The 15,003-nt window shown below is 70.6% G+C and carries 19 protein-coding genes; 10 read left to right on the top strand and 9 right to left on the bottom strand.

Annotation, left to right across the window (positions count from 1 at the left end):
* The first annotated feature begins 50 nt into the window (after positions 1 to 50).
* The 6 genes from ABE505_RS00835 to crtB are packed head-to-tail and all read left to right on the top strand — an operon-like array spanning position 51 to position 6,888.
* On the top strand, positions 51 to 941 hold the full coding sequence (locus tag ABE505_RS00835) for a polyprenyl synthetase family protein (protein WP_346444299.1): 891 nt from the start codon (positions 51 to 53) through the stop codon (positions 939 to 941).
* Positions 938 to 2,014 (top strand): type 2 isopentenyl-diphosphate Delta-isomerase, encoded by a 1,077-nt coding sequence (gene fni / locus ABE505_RS00830; protein ID WP_346444297.1) that lies wholly within the window; start codon positions 938 to 940, stop codon positions 2,012 to 2,014. Before ABE505_RS00835 ends, fni begins: the two co-directional genes overlap by 4 nt.
* Positions 2,011 to 3,291: a glycosyltransferase gene (locus ABE505_RS00825; protein ID WP_346444296.1), complete on the top strand. Its 1,281-nt coding sequence runs from the start codon at positions 2,011 to 2,013 to the stop codon at positions 3,289 to 3,291. Before fni ends, ABE505_RS00825 begins: the two co-directional genes overlap by 4 nt.
* Positions 3,291 to 4,460 carry a lycopene beta-cyclase CrtY gene (gene crtY / locus ABE505_RS00820; RefSeq protein ID WP_346444295.1) on the top strand — a complete coding sequence of 390 codons (1,170 nt, stop codon included), beginning with the start codon at positions 3,291 to 3,293 and terminating at the stop codon, positions 4,458 to 4,460. The genes ABE505_RS00825 and crtY overlap by 1 nt, the downstream gene beginning before the upstream one ends.
* The gene (locus ABE505_RS00815; protein WP_346444294.1) at positions 4,457 to 5,947 is read left to right on the top strand and encodes a phytoene desaturase; all 1,491 of its coding nucleotides are present in this window, start codon (positions 4,457 to 4,459) and stop codon (positions 5,945 to 5,947) included. Before crtY ends, ABE505_RS00815 begins: the two co-directional genes overlap by 4 nt.
* Positions 5,944 to 6,888 (top strand): 15-cis-phytoene synthase CrtB, encoded by a 945-nt coding sequence (crtB, locus tag ABE505_RS00810; protein WP_346444293.1) that lies wholly within the window; start codon positions 5,944 to 5,946, stop codon positions 6,886 to 6,888. Before ABE505_RS00815 ends, crtB begins: the two co-directional genes overlap by 4 nt.
* On the opposite strand, the gene ABE505_RS00805 is transcribed toward crtB, so the two are convergent.
* Positions 6,871 to 7,383: a sterol desaturase family protein gene (locus ABE505_RS00805; protein WP_346444292.1), complete on the bottom strand. Its 513-nt coding sequence runs from the start codon at positions 7,381 to 7,383 to the stop codon at positions 6,871 to 6,873. The genes crtB and ABE505_RS00805 overlap by 18 nt on opposite strands.
* 87 nt (positions 7,384 to 7,470) lie before the next feature.
* Between ABE505_RS00805 and ABE505_RS00800 the strand changes: the two genes are divergently transcribed.
* The gene (locus ABE505_RS00800; RefSeq protein WP_346444290.1) at positions 7,471 to 8,082 is read left to right on the top strand and encodes a DUF2585 family protein; all 612 of its coding nucleotides are present in this window, start codon (positions 7,471 to 7,473) and stop codon (positions 8,080 to 8,082) included.
* A 25-nt stretch (positions 8,083 to 8,107) separates the two neighbouring features.
* On the opposite strand, the gene ABE505_RS00795 is transcribed toward ABE505_RS00800, so the two are convergent.
* Positions 8,108 to 9,334: an MFS transporter gene (locus ABE505_RS00795; RefSeq protein ID WP_346444289.1), complete on the bottom strand. Its 1,227-nt coding sequence runs from the start codon at positions 9,332 to 9,334 to the stop codon at positions 8,108 to 8,110.
* A gap of 424 nt (positions 9,335 to 9,758) precedes the next feature.
* Between ABE505_RS00795 and ABE505_RS00790 the strand changes: the two genes are divergently transcribed.
* From ABE505_RS00790 to ABE505_RS00780, 3 genes are all read left to right on the top strand, one after another.
* Entirely contained in the window at positions 9,759 to 10,715 is a 957-nt protein-coding gene (locus ABE505_RS00790; RefSeq protein ID WP_346444288.1) for an alpha/beta hydrolase, read from the top strand.
* Between the two features lie 55 nt (positions 10,716 to 10,770).
* Positions 10,771 to 11,340 (top strand): hypothetical protein, encoded by a 570-nt coding sequence (locus ABE505_RS00785; protein WP_346444287.1) that lies wholly within the window; start codon positions 10,771 to 10,773, stop codon positions 11,338 to 11,340.
* Between the two features lie 71 nt (positions 11,341 to 11,411).
* On the top strand, positions 11,412 to 11,861 hold the full coding sequence (locus ABE505_RS00780; protein WP_346444286.1) for a GNAT family N-acetyltransferase: 450 nt from the start codon (positions 11,412 to 11,414) through the stop codon (positions 11,859 to 11,861).
* A gap of 218 nt (positions 11,862 to 12,079) precedes the next feature.
* Here the strand turns inward: ABE505_RS00780 and ABE505_RS00775 are convergent, their stop codons facing one another.
* The 7 genes from ABE505_RS00775 to ABE505_RS00745 form a co-directional block, all read right to left on the bottom strand.
* Entirely contained in the window at positions 12,080 to 12,391 is a 312-nt protein-coding gene (locus ABE505_RS00775) for a hypothetical protein (RefSeq protein WP_346444285.1), read from the bottom strand.
* Positions 12,388 to 12,720 carry a hypothetical protein gene (locus ABE505_RS00770; protein WP_346444284.1) on the bottom strand — a complete coding sequence of 111 codons (333 nt, stop codon included), beginning with the start codon at positions 12,718 to 12,720 and terminating at the stop codon, positions 12,388 to 12,390. The genes ABE505_RS00775 and ABE505_RS00770 overlap by 4 nt, the downstream gene beginning before the upstream one ends.
* Positions 12,721 to 12,730: 10 nt before the next feature.
* A complete protein-coding gene (locus ABE505_RS00765; protein ID WP_346444283.1) occupies positions 12,731 to 13,399 on the bottom strand; it encodes a hypothetical protein in 669 nt (222 codons plus the stop codon).
* 40 nt (positions 13,400 to 13,439) lie between these two features.
* Positions 13,440 to 13,604, bottom strand: a complete 165-nt coding sequence (locus ABE505_RS00760; protein WP_346444282.1) for a hypothetical protein — start codon at positions 13,602 to 13,604, stop codon at positions 13,440 to 13,442.
* Positions 13,601 to 13,987: a hypothetical protein gene (locus ABE505_RS00755; protein WP_346444281.1), complete on the bottom strand. Its 387-nt coding sequence runs from the start codon at positions 13,985 to 13,987 to the stop codon at positions 13,601 to 13,603. Before ABE505_RS00755 ends, ABE505_RS00760 begins: the two co-directional genes overlap by 4 nt.
* The gene (locus ABE505_RS00750) at positions 13,988 to 14,248 is read right to left on the bottom strand and encodes a hypothetical protein (RefSeq protein WP_346444279.1); all 261 of its coding nucleotides are present in this window, start codon (positions 14,246 to 14,248) and stop codon (positions 13,988 to 13,990) included.
* A gap of 119 nt (positions 14,249 to 14,367) precedes the next feature.
* A complete protein-coding gene (locus ABE505_RS00745) occupies positions 14,368 to 14,997 on the bottom strand; it encodes a DUF2589 domain-containing protein (protein WP_346444278.1) in 630 nt (209 codons plus the stop codon).
* Positions 14,998 to 15,003 lie beyond the last annotated feature (6 nt).

Genomic DNA, 15,003 nt, shown 5'->3' with positions numbered 1-15,003 from the left:
TTCGGTCCGGCGGGCTAACACGTCGTTTCCCTGCATCCCGAGGAATCTCCATGCGAGCTCTGGCCGTTCCGCTGCAGGATGCGCCGTCGGCCGAACGACTGCGAGACAGCGTCGACGCGCGCCTGTCCGACCTGTTGCCCCGTCCCGCGGATCACCGCGATCTGGTCTGCATGGCCATGCGCGAGGCCGCACTCACGTCGGGCAAGCGGACGCGACCGCTGATGGTCGTCATCGCAGGTCGGGAACTGGGCGGCGACCCGTCGGCATTGCTCGACCTGGGCTGCGCAGTGGAGATGGTGCACGCCGCATCGCTGGTGCTCGACGACATGCCGTGCATGGACAACGCCACGCTGCGACGCGGTCGGCCAACGATCCATCGTCGCTTCGGTGAGGACGTCGCCGCGCTGGCCTCGGTCGGCCTGCTCAGCCAGGCGTTTGCGACGGTCGCAGCCTTGCCGGGCGCGACCCCGGCCGCCCGCGCGCGCATGGTCGGCGTGCTCGCCACCGCGATCGGGCCGCAGGGTCTGGTCCGCGGCCAGTGCCTGGATCTGCGCGACAGCGGCGTCCGCGCCGCCGACGACATCGCCGACACCAACCACCTCAAGACCGGTGCGCTGTTCGCGGCGGCGCTGGAGATGACCGCGCTGCTCAGCGATGTCGACGACGCCACGCGGCGTGCGCTCGTCCGGGTCGCGCTCGACCTGGGCCAGGCCTTCCAGCTGCAAGACGATCTGCGCGACCGGCACGACAGTGCGTCCACCGGCAAGGACAGTTACCAGGACGCCGGCAAATCGACGCTGCTGGCGTTGCTCGGCGCCGACGAAGTCGAGCGCCGGCTGCGCGCACATCTGCGGCGCGCCCGCGACACGCTGGCCGAGATCTACGGCGAGGACGGCGCCCTGGCAGCGTACTGCAGCCGCCTGTTCGGGGCGCCGCGATGAAGCTGGCATCTGGCGCCGACGATGCCGCGCAGTTGGTGGCGCGCAAGAACGACCATCTGGACATCGTGCTCGACGACGCTCGCGCCTGCACGCGCGTCGCAACCGGTCTGGCCGACTATGCGTTCGAGCACTGCGCGCTGCCCGAGCTCGACCTCGATGCCATCGACCTGGGGACGACGCTGTTCGGACGCCCGTTGCGCGCACCGCTGTTGATCAGCTCGATGACCGGCGGCGCGCTGCGCGCGACCGCGATCAACCGCCACCTCGCCGAGGCCGCGCAGTCGCTGGGCATCGCGTTGGCCGTGGGCTCGCAGCGGGTGGCGCTGGAAACCCCGGCCGACCACGGCCTGACCCGGGACCTGCGGCGCCGCGCGCCCGATGTGCCGATCCTCGCCAATCTTGGCGCCGCGCAGTTACGCGACGGCGGCCCGGACCTCGCGCGGCGTGCGATCGAGATGATCGACGCCGACGCGTTGATCGTGCATCTCAATCCGTTGCAGGAAGCAGTGCAGCTGGGCGGGGACCGCGACTGGCGCGGCATCCTCGCCGCGATCGAGCATCTGGCCGCGCGCACGTCGGTCCCGCTGGTGGCCAAGGAGGTTGGGGCGGGCCTGTCGCCCGACGTCGCCCGTCGCCTGTGGGCGGCCGGCGTGTCAGTGATCGACGTCGCCGGCGCCGGCGGCACGAGTTGGGCCGCGGTCGAGGCCGAACGCGCACGTGATCCTGCGGACCGGGCCGTGGCGATGGCCTTCGCCGGCTGGGGCATCCCGACCGCGCAGGCGATCGCTGCCGTCCGCCGGGCGCTGCCCGAGGCCACGCTGATCGCCTCGGGTGGGATCCGCGACGGCGTCGACGCCGCCAAGGCGATCGCCCTGGGCGCCGATCTCGTCGGCCAGGCCGCGTCGTTGCTGGCCAGCGCGGTGGCCTCGACCGAGGCGGTCATCGCCCATTTCGAGATCGTGGTGCGCCAGTTACGGATCGCCTGCTTCTGCACCGGCAGCCGCGATCTCGACGCCCTGGGCCGGGCTCCCCTGCGCGACCGGCACGGCGATCGCGTCCCGCCGCCCGCATGACCCACTTCGCATTCGTCGCCCCGCCCTTCCCCAGTCACATGCGCGCGCTGCAGACGGTCGCGCAGGCGCTGATCGACCGCGGCCACCAGGCCACCTTCTTCCACCTGCCCGAGGCCGCGGCCTGGCTCAGCGACTCGCGCATCGGGTTTCGCGGGGTCGGGGCGGCCGACCAGCCTGCCGGCACGCTGGCCGCGATGCTGCGGCGTGCCGCGCGGCCCGGTGGCCCCTTGGGCCTGCGCCGCGTCATCCAGGACATCGCCGAGGCCACCGACCTGCTGTGCCGCACGCTGCCCGATGCCTTCGCGCGCGCGGGGGTCGACGCGGTGGTCTGCGACCAGATGGAGGCGGCCGGCGGCCTGGTGGCCGAAGCACTCGGCCTGCCCTATGTCTCGGTCGCCTGCGCGCTGCCGGTCAACCGCGAGCCCGGCGTGCCGTTGCCGGTGATGCCGTGGGCTTACGCCGATGACGCCCGGACACGGCAGCTGTGCGAGGCGAGCAGCCGCATCTATGACCGCCTGATGGCGCCGCACGGGCGGGTGATCGCGCGCCACGCGGCGGCATTCGGCCTGTCGCCCCGCCAAGCGCTGCACGACTGCCTGTCGCCGTACGCGCAGCTCAGCCAGACCGTCGTCGGGCTGGAATTCCCGCGCCATGCGCTGCCCGCGCACTTCCATCATGTCGGCCCGTTGCGCGACGCCACGCCCGATCCGCCGCTGCCGTTGGATCTGGCCGTGGACCGGCCGGTGGTGTTCGCGTCGCTGGGCACCCTGCAGGGCCAGCGGCTGGGGATCTTCCGTCGCATCGTGCGCGCCTGCCGCCGGCTGGATGCGCATCTGGTGCTGGCCCACTGCGGCGGTCTGTCGCCGCCCCAGGCGCGCAGCCTGCAGGTCCCCGGTGCGGTTGAGGTCGTCGACTTCGTGCCGCAGCGCGCGATGCTCGCGCGCGCCAATGCGGTGATCTCGCACGCCGGGCTCAATACCGTCCTCGATGCCTGCATCGCCGGCACACCGATCCTCGCGTTGCCGATCGCCTTCGACCAGCCGGGCGTCGCGGCGCGCGTGGTCCACGCCGGCGCCGGCCTGAAAGCCTCCGCGCACCTGGTCGGCGCCAGCACGCTGCGGCGCCTGCTCACCCGGCTGCTCACCGAACCGGACTTCCGGCAGCGTGCGCAAGCCCTGGGCGCATCGGCACAGGCCGCGGGCGGCAGCGCACGCGCCGCCCGGATCGCGGAAGCGGTGGCGGCCACCGCCCGCCCCGTGTTGGCCGAGGCGGCCTGATGGACGCGCACCACGACCTGATCCTGGTCGGCGGCGGGCTGGCCAACGCACTGATCGCGCTGCGCCTGCGCGATACCCGCCCGAACCTGCGCGTGCTGATGCTCGAGCGCGGTCCCCAGCCCGGCGGCAACCACACCTGGTCGTTCCACGACAGCGACCTCGGCGACGCGCAGCGGCGCTGGCTCGCGCCGCTGGTGCATCGCCACTGGCCGGCGTACACGGTGCGGTTTCCCGAGCGCCAGCGGCGCCTGGACGGGGGCTATGCCAGCGTGCTGTCGGACACCCTCGCAGCGCGCCTGCGCGACGCGCTCGGCGATGCGCTGCGCTGCGGCACATCGGTCGTCGATCTGACGCCGACCCAGGTCGTGCTCGGCGATGGTCGCACGCACACCGCCGGAGCCGTCATCGACGGCCGCGGCGCGCGCTCCAGCCGATTCATGGCGCTCGGCCACCAAGCGTTTCTCGGTCGCGTGCTGCGCACCGCGCAACCGCATGGGCTGGAACTGCCGGTGATCATGGACGCCGACGTGGCCCAGGGGCAGGGCTACCGGTTCGTCTACCTGCTGCCGTTCTCCGCCGACACCGTGTTGGTGGAGGACACCCACTACGTCGACGACGCCCGGCCCGACGTCGATGCGCTCGGCGCGAACATCGACCGCTACGCGCGCGACCGCGGCTGGCAGGTCGCGACCTGCCTGCGCGAGGAACGCGGCGTACTGCCGATCGTGCTCGACGGCGACTTCGATGCGTTCTGGGACGAGGGCGGCCGCCAGCCGCGCGCCGGCCTTGCTGCCGGGTTGTTTCACCCGACCACCGGCTACTCGCTGCCCCACGCCGTCCGGCTCGCCGACCGCATCGCCGCAAGCCCCCGGCTCGATGCTGCCTCCCTGTACGCGCTCACCCGCAATGAGGCGCACACGCACTGGCAACGCCAGGCATTTTTCCGCGCGCTCAACCGCATGCTGTTCCGTGCCGGACGCCCGCAAGACCGCTGGCGCGTGATGCAGCGCTTCTATGGTCTGCCGGCGGGCCTGATCGCGCGGTTCTATGCCGACCGACTGCAATTCCTGGACAAGCTGCGCATCGTCGCCGGCAAGCCACCGGTCCCGGTCGCAGCCGCCTGGCGCGCGGTGCGCGACACCCCCATCGCCTCGAGGAAGACACCATGACGGCACCCAGACGCGCCGTGGTCATCGGCGCGGGTTTCGGCGGGCTCGCGCTCGCCATCCGGCTGCAAGCCGGCGGCTGGCAGACCACGTTGCTCGAAAAGCGCGACAAACCCGGCGGCCGCGCCTACGTCTACGAAGACCAGGGCTTCGTCTTCGACGCCGGTCCGACCGTCATCACCGACCCCTCGGCGCTGGAGGAACTGTTCGCACTGACCGGCCGGCGCATGGCCGACTACGTCGAGCTGCTGCCGGTCGAGCCGTTCTACCGATTGTGCTGGGAGGACGGCTCGCATTTCGATTACGCCAACGACCAGGAGGCGCTCGACCGTCAGATCCACGCGCGCAACCCGGCCGATGTCGCCGGCTACCGGCGCTTCCTCGCGTACTCCAAGGAGGTGTTCGAAGCCGGTTACATCGAACTGGGCGCAGTGCCGTTCCTGTCGTTCCGCGACATGCTCGCCGCCGGCCCGCGTCTGGCCCGGCTGCAGGCGTGGAAGAGCGTGTATGGCATGGTGGCGCGCTTCATCCAGGACGAGCACCTGCGCCAAGCGTTCTCGTTCCATTCGCTGCTGGTCGGCGGCAATCCGTTCAAGACCTCGTCCATCTACACCCTGATCCACGCGCTGGAACGGCAGTGGGGTGTGTGGTTCCCGCGTGGCGGCACCGGCGCGCTGGTGCGTGGGCTGGTGCGCCTGTTCGAGGACATGGGCGGGCGCATCGAACTCAATGCCGACGTCGCCCGGATCGAGGTCGAACAATCGCGCGCGACCGGCGTGCAGCTCGCCGACGGCCGGCATTTCGCGCTCGACGCGCTGGCCTCCAATGCCGATGTCGTGCACACCTACGACCGCCTGCTGGGCCACCACCCGCGCGGCGCACGGCAGGCAGCCGCGCTCAAGCGCAAGCGCTTCAGCATGTCGCTGTTCGTGCTGTACTTCGGCCTGGATCGCCGCCAAGAGCAGTTGCGGCATCACACCGTGTGCTTCGGCCAGCGCTACCGTGGGCTGATCGACGAGATCTTCGACGGCAAGACCCTGGCCGACGACTTCTCGCTCTATCTGCACGCGCCCTGCGCCACCGATCCGTCGCTCGCGCCGCCCGGCTGCGGCAGCCACTACGTGCTCGCACCGGTGCCGCATCTGGGCAACGCCGACATCGACTGGGACACCGAAGGCCCACGCTACCGGGATCGCATCTTCGATTACCTCGAGCGCCTCTACATGCCCGGCCTGCGCCAGCAACTGGTCACCAGCCGCTTCATCACCCCGTTCGATTTCCGCGACACGCTCAATGCGCATCACGGCTCGGCGTTCTCGCTCGAGCCGGTGCTGACCCAAAGCGCATGGTTCCGTCCGCACAACCGCGACGCCGATATTCCCAATCTCTATCTCGTCGGCGCCGGGACCCATCCCGGCGCCGGCGTCCCCGGCGTGGTCGGCTCGGCCAAGGCCACAGCGCGGTTGATGCTCGACAGCGCCCCGGCATGAGCACCGCGCTGCTCGCGCATGCGCATCGCACGATCGCGGTCGGCTCCAAGAGCTTCGCCACCGCATCGCGGTTGTTCGACGCCGACACCCGCCGCAGCGCCGTGCTGCTGTACGCCTGGTGCCGCCACTGCGACGACGTCGTCGATGGCCAGCAGCTGGGCACGGGCGGTGCGGCGGATCGGGAGAGCGGTGGCGCCGAGCGCCTGCAAGTGCTTTATGACCAGACCCACCGCGCCTACGCGGGCGAGACGATGACAGCGCCCGCCTTCGCCGCGCTGCAGGCCGTCGCACGGGCACACCGCATCCCGATCGCACTGCCGCTGGCGCATCTGGGCGGCTTCGCGATGGACGTCGAGGGGCACCGCTACGACACATTCGACGACACGCTGCGCTACTGCTACCACGTCGCCGGCGTGGTCGGCCTGATGATGGCGCGCATCATGGGCGCGCACGACGAGGCCACCCTCGACCGCGCCTGCGACCTCGGTCTGGCGTTCCAGCTGACCAACATCGCCCGCGACATCGTCGACGACGCGCGGGTCGGCCGCTGCTACCTGCCCCAGGCCTGGCTGGCCGCGCACCAGGTGCCGAGGACCGAACTGGCCGACCCTCGCCACCGGCACGCATTGGCCGAGATGGCCGCAGCGCTCGTACGCGCCGCAGAGCCCTACTACGCCTCCGCCATGCACGGCCTGGCGGCACTGCCGCTGCGCTCGGCGTGGGCGGTCGCCGCGGCCCACGGGGTCTATCGCGAGATCGGCCTGCGGGTCGAACGCGAAGGCGCGCGTGCCTGGGATCGGCGGGTCAGCACCTCGCGTGCGACCAAGCTGCGGCTGCTCCTGCGCGCCGCCGGCACCGCGCTGCATTCGCGGCGGCAGGTCTCGCCCGCGCGCCCGGCAACGCTGTGGCAGCGGCCGTCGGCCTCAGACGCGGGGCGGTGACCTGCGCGCCTCGTGCCGCCGCAGCGGGCCGCCGTGGAGGCGCCGCAGATCGGTCTTGAGCCGGTCCACCGAGGGCGCCCACAGGAAGCCGAACGACACGCAGCCGTCCTTGCCGTCCACCGCGTGATGCATGCGATGGGCCTGGTACAGGCGCTTGAGATAACCGCGCCGCGGCACGTAGCGGAACGGCCAGCGCTGGTGCACCAGGCCGTCGTGGGCGATGAAGTAGAGCGCGCCATAGGCAGTCATGCCCGCGCCGATCCATTGCAGCGGCGGCCGGCCGTTCGTCCCCAGGTAGATCAGCGCGATCGCGATGCCGGCAAACACCACCGCGAACAGGTCGTTCTTCTCGAAGCGCCCGCGACGCGGCACATGGTGCGAACGATGCCAGCCCCATCCCCAGCCGTGCATGATGTACTTGTGCGCGGCCCAGGCCACCCACTCCATCGCAGCCAGGGTGCAGAGGAAGACCGCAGTGTTGGTGAGCAGGGACATGGCCGGCGTCGCAGGCGGATGCGACAGCGTACCCAGACCTCGTGGAAGGCCGCGTCAGTGCCGCGTGGCCCGAAGGCCGGGGCGCCCGTGACTCGGCCCCGATCCTGGCGCTCGGGCTGGCGTCTGGAGGACAGGCTGGCTTTCCCGCGCTTGCGCTGGTTGCGTCACGACTGCCTGCTCGTCGTGGCCACCCTGGCCCTGCACGTGCTGTGGCTCGCGCTGCTGGACCGCAGCCTGGTGTGTCCCTGCGGCGTGGTCTCGCTGTGGCAGTTCAGCGACGATCCTGCGCAGAACTCCCAGCAGGTCGCCGATGCCTACTCGCTGCTCCACGTCGTCTTCGGAATGGGGCTCTACCTCGTCTTCACCTGGCTGCGCCCGCGCTGGCCGCGCATCGACCGCGCCATGCTGGCACTGATCAGCAGCACCGCCTGGGAGATCGTCGAGAACACGCCGGGCGTCATCGCCCTACTGAACAATGCGACCAACGCCGCGCCGGATTACCATGGCGACAGCATCCTCAACTCGCTGGCCGACACCGGCTTTGCGATGCTCGGCTTCGCGATCGCCGCCCGTCTGCCTTTGCGGTGGATCCTCGCACTGGCACTGGCGCTCGAACTGGTCGTGAGCCTGCGCATCCACGATGGGTTCCTGCTTGCCGGTGGGCGTCTGGTGTTCGGGCTCTTCGGGCAAGGCGGGTAAGCGTCGCCGCGCGCGGTGGGCTCGCTCAGATCCGGCCGCCGGGCGTGCGCGGCAGCAGCGCCGTCGCCAGCCCCAGCAGCGGCAGGAACGCGGTGACGTGGTACACCCAGACGATGCCGCGCGCGTCGGCCAGTTGGCCGAGCGCGGCCGCGCCGATCCCGCCGATCCCGAACATCAGGCCGAACATCACGCCCGACACCATGCCCACGCGGCCCGGGACCGCCTCCTGCGCGTAGACCACCAGCGCGGCGAACGCCGACGACATCACCAGGCCGATCACCACCGCCAACACGGCCGTCGCCACCAACCCGACATACGGCAGCGCCAGCGCGAACGGCGCCACGCCCAGGAACGAGATCCAGATCACCGCCTTGCGCCCGATGCGGTCGCCGACCGGACCGCCGGCAAACGTGCCCAGTGCGATCGCGCCGAGGAACAGGAACAGGCAGACCTGGCTCTGCTGCACACCCAGGCCGAACCGCTCGATGAGGTAGAACGTGAAGTAGTTGGTGAACGAGGCGATGTAGACGAACTTCGCAAACATCAGCACCGCCACCACCGCGATCGCCTGGACGACCTTGCCGCGCGGCAATCCGCTGCCGCGGCGGCCCGCCAGACTCGCCAGCCGCGCCTGGCCATGCTGCACCGACCAGCGCGTGAGCCGCAGCAGCACAAACACCGCCAGCGCGGCGACCAGCATCAGCCAGGCGACCGCCGACTGCCCGTGCGGGATCACGACCGCGGCCGCCAGCAGCGGCCCGATGGCCTGACCGGTGTTGCCGCCGACCTGGAATGTCGACTGCGCGGTGCCGAAGCGCCCACCCGATCCCATCCGCGCCACGCGCGAGGCCTCGGGATGGAACGTCGCCGAGCCAACGCCGACGATCGCTGCCGCCAGCAACAGCATCGGATAGCTGTGCGCCGCCGCGAGGGTCGCGATGCCGACGAACGTCACCGCCATGCCGGCCGGCAGCAGATACGGCATGGGGTGACGGTCGGTGTACAGACCGATCCACGGCTGCAGCAGCGAGGCGGTGATCTGGTAGACCAGCGCGATGCCGCCGATCTGCGCGAAGCTCAGATCGAAGTCGGCCTTGAGCATCGGAAAGATCGCCGGCAACGTGGCCTGGATCAGGTCGTTGAGCAGGTGCGCGAACGCGGCAGCGCCGACGACGCCGAGCGCGAACCCCTGCGGTGGGGACGCGGGACCGGGCACGGCGGCGGGATCGGACAGCGGCGGGGTCTGCGACATTCGTGTGATCGATCGAGCCGGCGCCGCATCGCTGGGACTGACGGTGGGCGCGAACGCGCCGGCCGCGACAGGCCACGCCGGCGGCGCCGGATTCGTCTGCATGGGGGGAGGCGCGAAGCCTAGGCCATCGCGGCAGGCGTGTCATGCGACGGGCGTGGTGCCGGCCGCCCGGCCACAGCGAACATCCGGACGCGCGTGGTCGTTGCGCCCGGTCGCCCGAAGACGCGGGATTCGACGTGATCGCGCCCTCGGCCGCCGAGCCGGGACCCCGGGTCGCCCCCAGCTTGCGAGCGGGTCCGGGCTGGCTATGCTCGAATGCGACACCCGCGGTCTGCAGGAGGCTGCCGTGACACACGCACTCCAGTTCGATGCCGTATCAGGCGGCGCGTTGCCGCCGTACTGTCCCGCGCCGCCGCCGGCAGGCATGGACGCGCGCCAGTCCGCGGATTGGTGGCACGGCCTGGCGCCTCAGGAGCAGCAGGCCTACCAGACCTACCAGTCCGCCAGCTTGGGTGCGCTGGATGGTCTACCGGCGGAGGTCCGCCATGCGGCAAACCTCGACGTACTGCGGGCGGATGCGATCAACGGCACCGACCGGCAGAACGCCCAGGCCTTGCTGGACCGGATCGAGGGCAGTTGGCACGACCCGGACGCGGCGGACATCTATCTGCTCGGCTACACGCCGCCAGGGGCCGGCAATTCGCCGGACGCCCGGGTCGTCGCCAGCCTCGGCAATCCCGACACCGCGGACAACGTGGGCATCTATGTGCCCGGCACGGGCAGCGATCTTTCCAACATCGGCGGCTCGCTCGACCGTGTCGACGACTTGCGCGCGGAAGCGGACATGGTTCCGGGCGCAGGCGAGAACGCCACCATCGTCTGGCTCGGCTACGACGCGCCGGACACTGTCTGGAGCGCGCGCCGCGACGATTTTGCCGCGGACGGCGCGCAGGACTTGAGGTCCTTCACCGAAGGGCTGCGCACGTCCAGCCAGAGCCCGGGCGCGCGCGTGACCATCATCGGCCACTCCTACGGCTCGACCGTGATCGGCCACGCCGATGCGCTGGGAACCGGCGGCCTGGCGGTCGACGATGTCGTCGTCATGGGCAGCCCCGGACTCGGCGTGGGGAGCGTCGAGGACTTGCACGTCGACGATGCGCACTTCTGGTCGGGCATGGCCAACAACGACGAGATCAGGTTCACCCCCCGCTGGATCCATGGGCCCAATCCCGTGAACGCGGGCTACGGTGGCCAGCGGATCGACACCGGCGACGCCTCTGGGCATTCGCAGTACTGGAACCCAGGCGGCGAATCGCTACGCAACCAGGCGTACATCATGACCGGAAACCCCGGCATGGTCTCCACGGTGGCGCCCCGTTGACGCCTCGCGCCCGATCTTGCGCCGGCACGTTGCAAAGGCCAGCAACGACCCAGGCGTGACCCCACTGCGCGCGCGCCTGCATGCCGGCGCCATCGCCAGCGTACTGCTCGCCGTGTCCGCCGGCACGGCTTGTCAGGCCGCATCCGACGGAGTACAGATGGACACCATGGAGACCAAGGACAGCCTGCAGGCGGCACGCGAGTTCGTGCCTCGGGTCGAAGCATTCCTGGAGACCCTGCCGATCGGCCGGGAGAAGTTCTCGGTGCGGGTCAACCGCTGCGAAGGCACGGAAGGCGAACAGCGCAACGACCTCTACTACATCTGGGTGGGGCTGCAGGGCGTGGCCCATGCGCAGGATGCCGGTCGCATCCTCGACGACGTGCACGCTCGCTGGAACGCGGCCGGCTGGCCAGTCACGCGATACCGGCAGTTGCCCAACGGCGGCGTCAACGTCGCGGCCACCGACAGCGAGACCGGCGATGCCTATTCGCTGGATTCGGGCTTCGACAAGGGGCCGCAGTCGTACATCGTCGGTTTCTTCAATACACCCTGCTACCGCAGCGCTTCGGGTGACGTGCAGTTCGGCGAGATCCGCCAGCGCCTGGACACCGCGACGGCGCCGTAACGGTCCGCGCGCCGACCGCGACGCCGCCGCAGGCTGCAGGGGGGGGACCGCAGGGCGCTATCATTGCGGACATGCCCCAGGCCATGCCCTTGCTACTGCGCGCCGCCCAGATCGAAGACATCGACGACATCTTCGCGGTGCGCACGTCGGTGCGCGAGAACGCGCTGACGCTCGAGGAACTGGCCGAGCTGGGCATCACCCATGCCTCGGTCGCACAGATGCTCGCGCAGGCGCCGTGCGCATGGGTGGCATGCGAAGCGTCGACGATCGTGGCGTTCGCGATGATCGACGAGCAGGCGGGGTCGCTTTTCGCCGCCTTCGTGCTGCCGAGCCACGAAGGCCGCGGCATCGGCCGGGCGCTCGTCGCGCGCGCCGAGCAGGCGCTGTTCGCCCGCCATCCCGTCGCCTGGCTCGAGACCGCGCGCGAATCGCGCGCGGCAGGGTTCTACCGGCGCCTGGGATGGGGCGACGAGCGCGACGTGGGCGGCGGCGACATCCGGCTGCAGAAGCGGCGCGCCTGACGCAGCCCTCGGGACCGGGCGGCGATCCCGATCGCCCCCTCGCGACATGCGAGGCCATCGACCTGCCAGCCAGGCCGGTGTCGGCGTGCTCGCCCGATGTCGGCGTGGGCTTGCCGGTATAGCCGGCCTGCAGCACGTCGCCGTCCCGGCCTTCGGTGCCCGGATCCTGTCCCAGGCCGCCAGCGGACGCCGCCAGATCGACCGCGCTGGACGCAAGATCACGGCGATGGGCCGTCCGCACCCGTCCCCGGCCCATGCGCTGCCGGGTCGTGGGACGGTCGACGGTCGATACGCGTCCACTCGATCATGAGCAGCGCCATGCCGGCGTTGAGCACAAGTTCGCCCGGCCAGATCGCCGCGTAGCCGCTGGCTGTCAGCATCGCTTCGACCAGCCCGACCACGTCGACGATGGCACCGGCGGCGACCAGCGCGCAGCAGAGCTTGATCCCGCGTCCGTACACGGTCGCGGTCATCATCCACAGCGCCGCGGCCGCCAGCAGCGACGTGACGACCAGGTACGCAGGATTCATGGCGCGTCCTCCCGATCCCTGCCCACGACCCGCTCGACCAGGCGTTCGGCCATGCGATCGCCCCGGCGGTGCAGCAGCCGCTGCAGGATGGCGGTCGCCTGCAGGCCGAAACAGCCGACCAGAAACGCAATACCCGCCTGCAGATGCGCCCCGGCACCGGCGAAGAAGCGCTCGTTGAGCGCAGGTCCGACGAATACCGCCACCAGTGCCCCGCAAGTCACCCGCACCATCGCGCGATGCCGCGACGGCGTGTCGTCCAGGATCAGCGGCAGCAGCGCACCGCTGACGCCAGCGAGCACGATCCAGAGCTGGACCAGCATGCTGTTCATAGCCCCGCCCTCACTTCGGCACCAGGACGACGGCACCGCCGTTGCCGTCGCGCACGACGGGCAAGCCGCCAGACGTAGGCGCGAGCATGATCGTCCCGCCCACCAGCCAGTCGCACCGCCCGCCATTCGAATTGGCGGTGAACACGTGCCACTGCTGTCCGGGCTTGAGCGCTGCCAGCTCCAGGATGACCTGGCAGCCCCCCGCCCCATACTGGTACCACTTGCCGGACCGCTGGCCCAGCACAGCGGCGTCGAGCGCCAACTCGACCGCGCCCCCACGTGCCTCCCTGAGCATGAGCGTCTGCGCATCGGCCGCGATCGTCGCATCGCCCGCCGGGCGCAAGGTCAGCGACGCCGCGGACACGCCGCCCAGGCGCATCTCGCCGCCGTCCCGGGTCACGGTCAGCCTGCGGCCCAGCAGGCGATCGCAGGCCGCACCGCCGGCCACGGACAGGCCCACCACGTAGACGTCCGCATCGCGCTCGAGCGGCACGGTGCATGCGAGTGGCGCCCCCAAACGGAGATCGCCGCCACCGGCATCCAGTCTCAACCGAATCGCGTGTGGCACCGCCCCGTTCCAGTCGCTGCCCAGCCAGACACTGGGCTCGACTGCCTGGCCCGCGAATGCGGGCAGCATCGCGGCGAGCACCGCCGCCCATCGGATCCCCGACTTGCTCATCGTCCTGTCTCCCTGTTCGTCGGCCGCGGAATGCAGCCGATCACCCCCACGCCCACCACGCCGCCGTGGCCGCGGTCGCGGCCAGTGCCGCCGCGATCGCCGCGATCCAGGTGGTCGCGCGCCCGCGGCGCGCCATCGGCGGCAACCGCCGGGCGATGGACTGCGCCGCCTCGGGCGTCAACTCGAACTCGATGACGCGCTTCATGCCCCGGTCTCGTCGACCGGGCGCCCCACCGGTAGCGGGTCGCCATCGAAGTAGATCCGCACGTCATCGCACCCCTCGCCGTGCAACTCGATCCGGAGCTGGTGGATCGCCGCCCGCTTGCGCCTGCGGCCCAGCAGCCGCAGCGCGCGCACGGCGCCATCGGGATCGCGCCGCACAGTGCAGGCGAAATGCAGTTCGGCATGACCGAGACGATGCCGGCGCCAGGGTCGCAGGCGTTCGAGCGCAGCGCCGCCATGCGCGAGCCGCAGCAGCGCGTCGTGCCGACAACGCTGGAAGACTGCCTCCATGCGCACGCGCCCATCGAGCACGGCGCCACGGAAGGCCTCGACCAGCATGTCGAGCGGATAGCGCTGCGTCTTCACTCAGGTGCCCTCCATCCAGGCAGGCCTGCGCGGAAAACCCACGTGATAGCAGAGCCACTGCAGCACCACTTGGTGTTCACCGACCTGGAGGATGGTGAAGCTCTTCTCGAGCCCGATGATGCTGCCGCGCGGCGCATCGGTCAGGCAGCGGTTGAGCAGCGCACGCGCCGTCTCGACTTCCTCGTGGGTGCGCAGGCGCGTGGGGTTGTCGGTCCCCACGACGATGCGCTTGACGAACTTCACCTCGCTCAGGTCGAACATTGCGTGCTCTCGATTCGTGTTCGGTCGCCAAACACCGGAGCGCATCGCCGTCGGCGTCGCGCCTTCCATGCAGATCACTGCGAAAGCGCGCCCGCGCACGCGGCGCGGGCGCGATGCGATCAGGTCACCGGCACCGGCGCGCTGATCCTCCTCGGTGCACAGGCCGTCTGCAGGATGTCGAGCACACGCGCCAGCCCCTCGGGCAGGCCGTTGTCCTCGGCATGCACGTTGACGTGGTACTTGGCCGAGTTGTCCGACGACCGGGTGTTCTCCTTGTGGGTAGCGACCGAGCCCTGGATGCGGACCTTGGCGCTGAACACCCCCCAGCCGACCTGCATCGTTGCGTCCAGGGTCGCCGAGGCGTCGGTGCTCTCCTTGCTGGAGAACGAGGACTTCACCTCCATGTCGAAGGTGACGTCCACCGTGTTGATCGACAGGTTGGGCACCTTGACGATCGCCAGCAACGGCACCTCCAGTTCCACTTCCTCTTCGTGGATGCCGGGGTTGGCCGGGTCGATGCTGTCCACCGGCCGCTTGAAGCGGAACGTGGCGGTGCGCGTGTCGCCGACGCCATGGGGGTCGTTCGCCGGATCGGCGGGCGGCAGAAAGCCGATGACCTTGATGAAGTCGGCGGTGGCCTGTGCGAGCCGGACCTGCGCGTCGCAGGCCGCGTTCAGCGGTCCGCCGATGAGATCGCCCATCGGCAACCCTTGGAACTGATCGGAAATGTTGACGAGTTCGTTTGCCATGTCAGT

The organism is Luteimonas sp. TWI382 (genome assembly GCF_039674545.1).
In the GTDB taxonomy this organism is placed as follows: Bacteria; Pseudomonadota; Gammaproteobacteria; order Xanthomonadales; family Xanthomonadaceae; genus Luteimonas.
This window is presented reverse-complemented; position numbering and strand designations above follow the sequence as displayed.

What these genes read in the sequence shown, in the direction of transcription:
- ABE505_RS00835 (WP_346444299.1), top strand. Translation starts at nt 51, where the DNA reads ATGCGAGCTCTGGCCGTTCCGCTGCAGGATGCGCCGTCGGCCGAACGA.
- fni (WP_346444297.1), top strand. Translation starts at nt 938, where the DNA reads ATGAAGCTGGCATCTGGCGCCGACGATGCCGCGCAGTTGGTGGCGCGC.
- ABE505_RS00825 (WP_346444296.1), top strand. Translation starts at nt 2,011, where the DNA reads ATGACCCACTTCGCATTCGTCGCCCCGCCCTTCCCCAGTCACATGCGC.
- crtY (WP_346444295.1), top strand. Translation starts at nt 3,291, where the DNA reads ATGGACGCGCACCACGACCTGATCCTGGTCGGCGGCGGGCTGGCCAAC.
- ABE505_RS00815 (WP_346444294.1), top strand. Translation starts at nt 4,457, where the DNA reads ATGACGGCACCCAGACGCGCCGTGGTCATCGGCGCGGGTTTCGGCGGG.
- crtB (WP_346444293.1), top strand. Translation starts at nt 5,944, where the DNA reads ATGAGCACCGCGCTGCTCGCGCATGCGCATCGCACGATCGCGGTCGGC.
- ABE505_RS00805 (WP_346444292.1), bottom strand. Translation starts at nt 7,383, where the DNA reads ATGTCCCTGCTCACCAACACTGCGGTCTTCCTCTGCACCCTGGCTGCG.
- ABE505_RS00795 (WP_346444289.1), bottom strand. Translation starts at nt 9,334, where the DNA reads ATGTCGCAGACCCCGCCGCTGTCCGATCCCGCCGCCGTGCCCGGTCCC.
- ABE505_RS00790 (WP_346444288.1), top strand. Translation starts at nt 9,759, where the DNA reads ATGGACGCGCGCCAGTCCGCGGATTGGTGGCACGGCCTGGCGCCTCAG.
- ABE505_RS00780 (WP_346444286.1), top strand. Translation starts at nt 11,412, where the DNA reads ATGCCCCAGGCCATGCCCTTGCTACTGCGCGCCGCCCAGATCGAAGAC.
- ABE505_RS00775 (WP_346444285.1), bottom strand. Translation starts at nt 12,391, where the DNA reads ATGAATCCTGCGTACCTGGTCGTCACGTCGCTGCTGGCGGCCGCGGCG.
- ABE505_RS00770 (WP_346444284.1), bottom strand. Translation starts at nt 12,720, where the DNA reads ATGAACAGCATGCTGGTCCAGCTCTGGATCGTGCTCGCTGGCGTCAGC.
- ABE505_RS00765 (WP_346444283.1), bottom strand. Translation starts at nt 13,399, where the DNA reads ATGAGCAAGTCGGGGATCCGATGGGCGGCGGTGCTCGCCGCGATGCTG.
- ABE505_RS00760 (WP_346444282.1), bottom strand. Translation starts at nt 13,604, where the DNA reads ATGAAGCGCGTCATCGAGTTCGAGTTGACGCCCGAGGCGGCGCAGTCC.
- ABE505_RS00750 (WP_346444279.1), bottom strand. Translation starts at nt 14,248, where the DNA reads ATGTTCGACCTGAGCGAGGTGAAGTTCGTCAAGCGCATCGTCGTGGGG.
- ABE505_RS00745 (WP_346444278.1), bottom strand. Translation starts at nt 14,997, where the DNA reads ATGGCAAACGAACTCGTCAACATTTCCGATCAGTTCCAAGGGTTGCCG.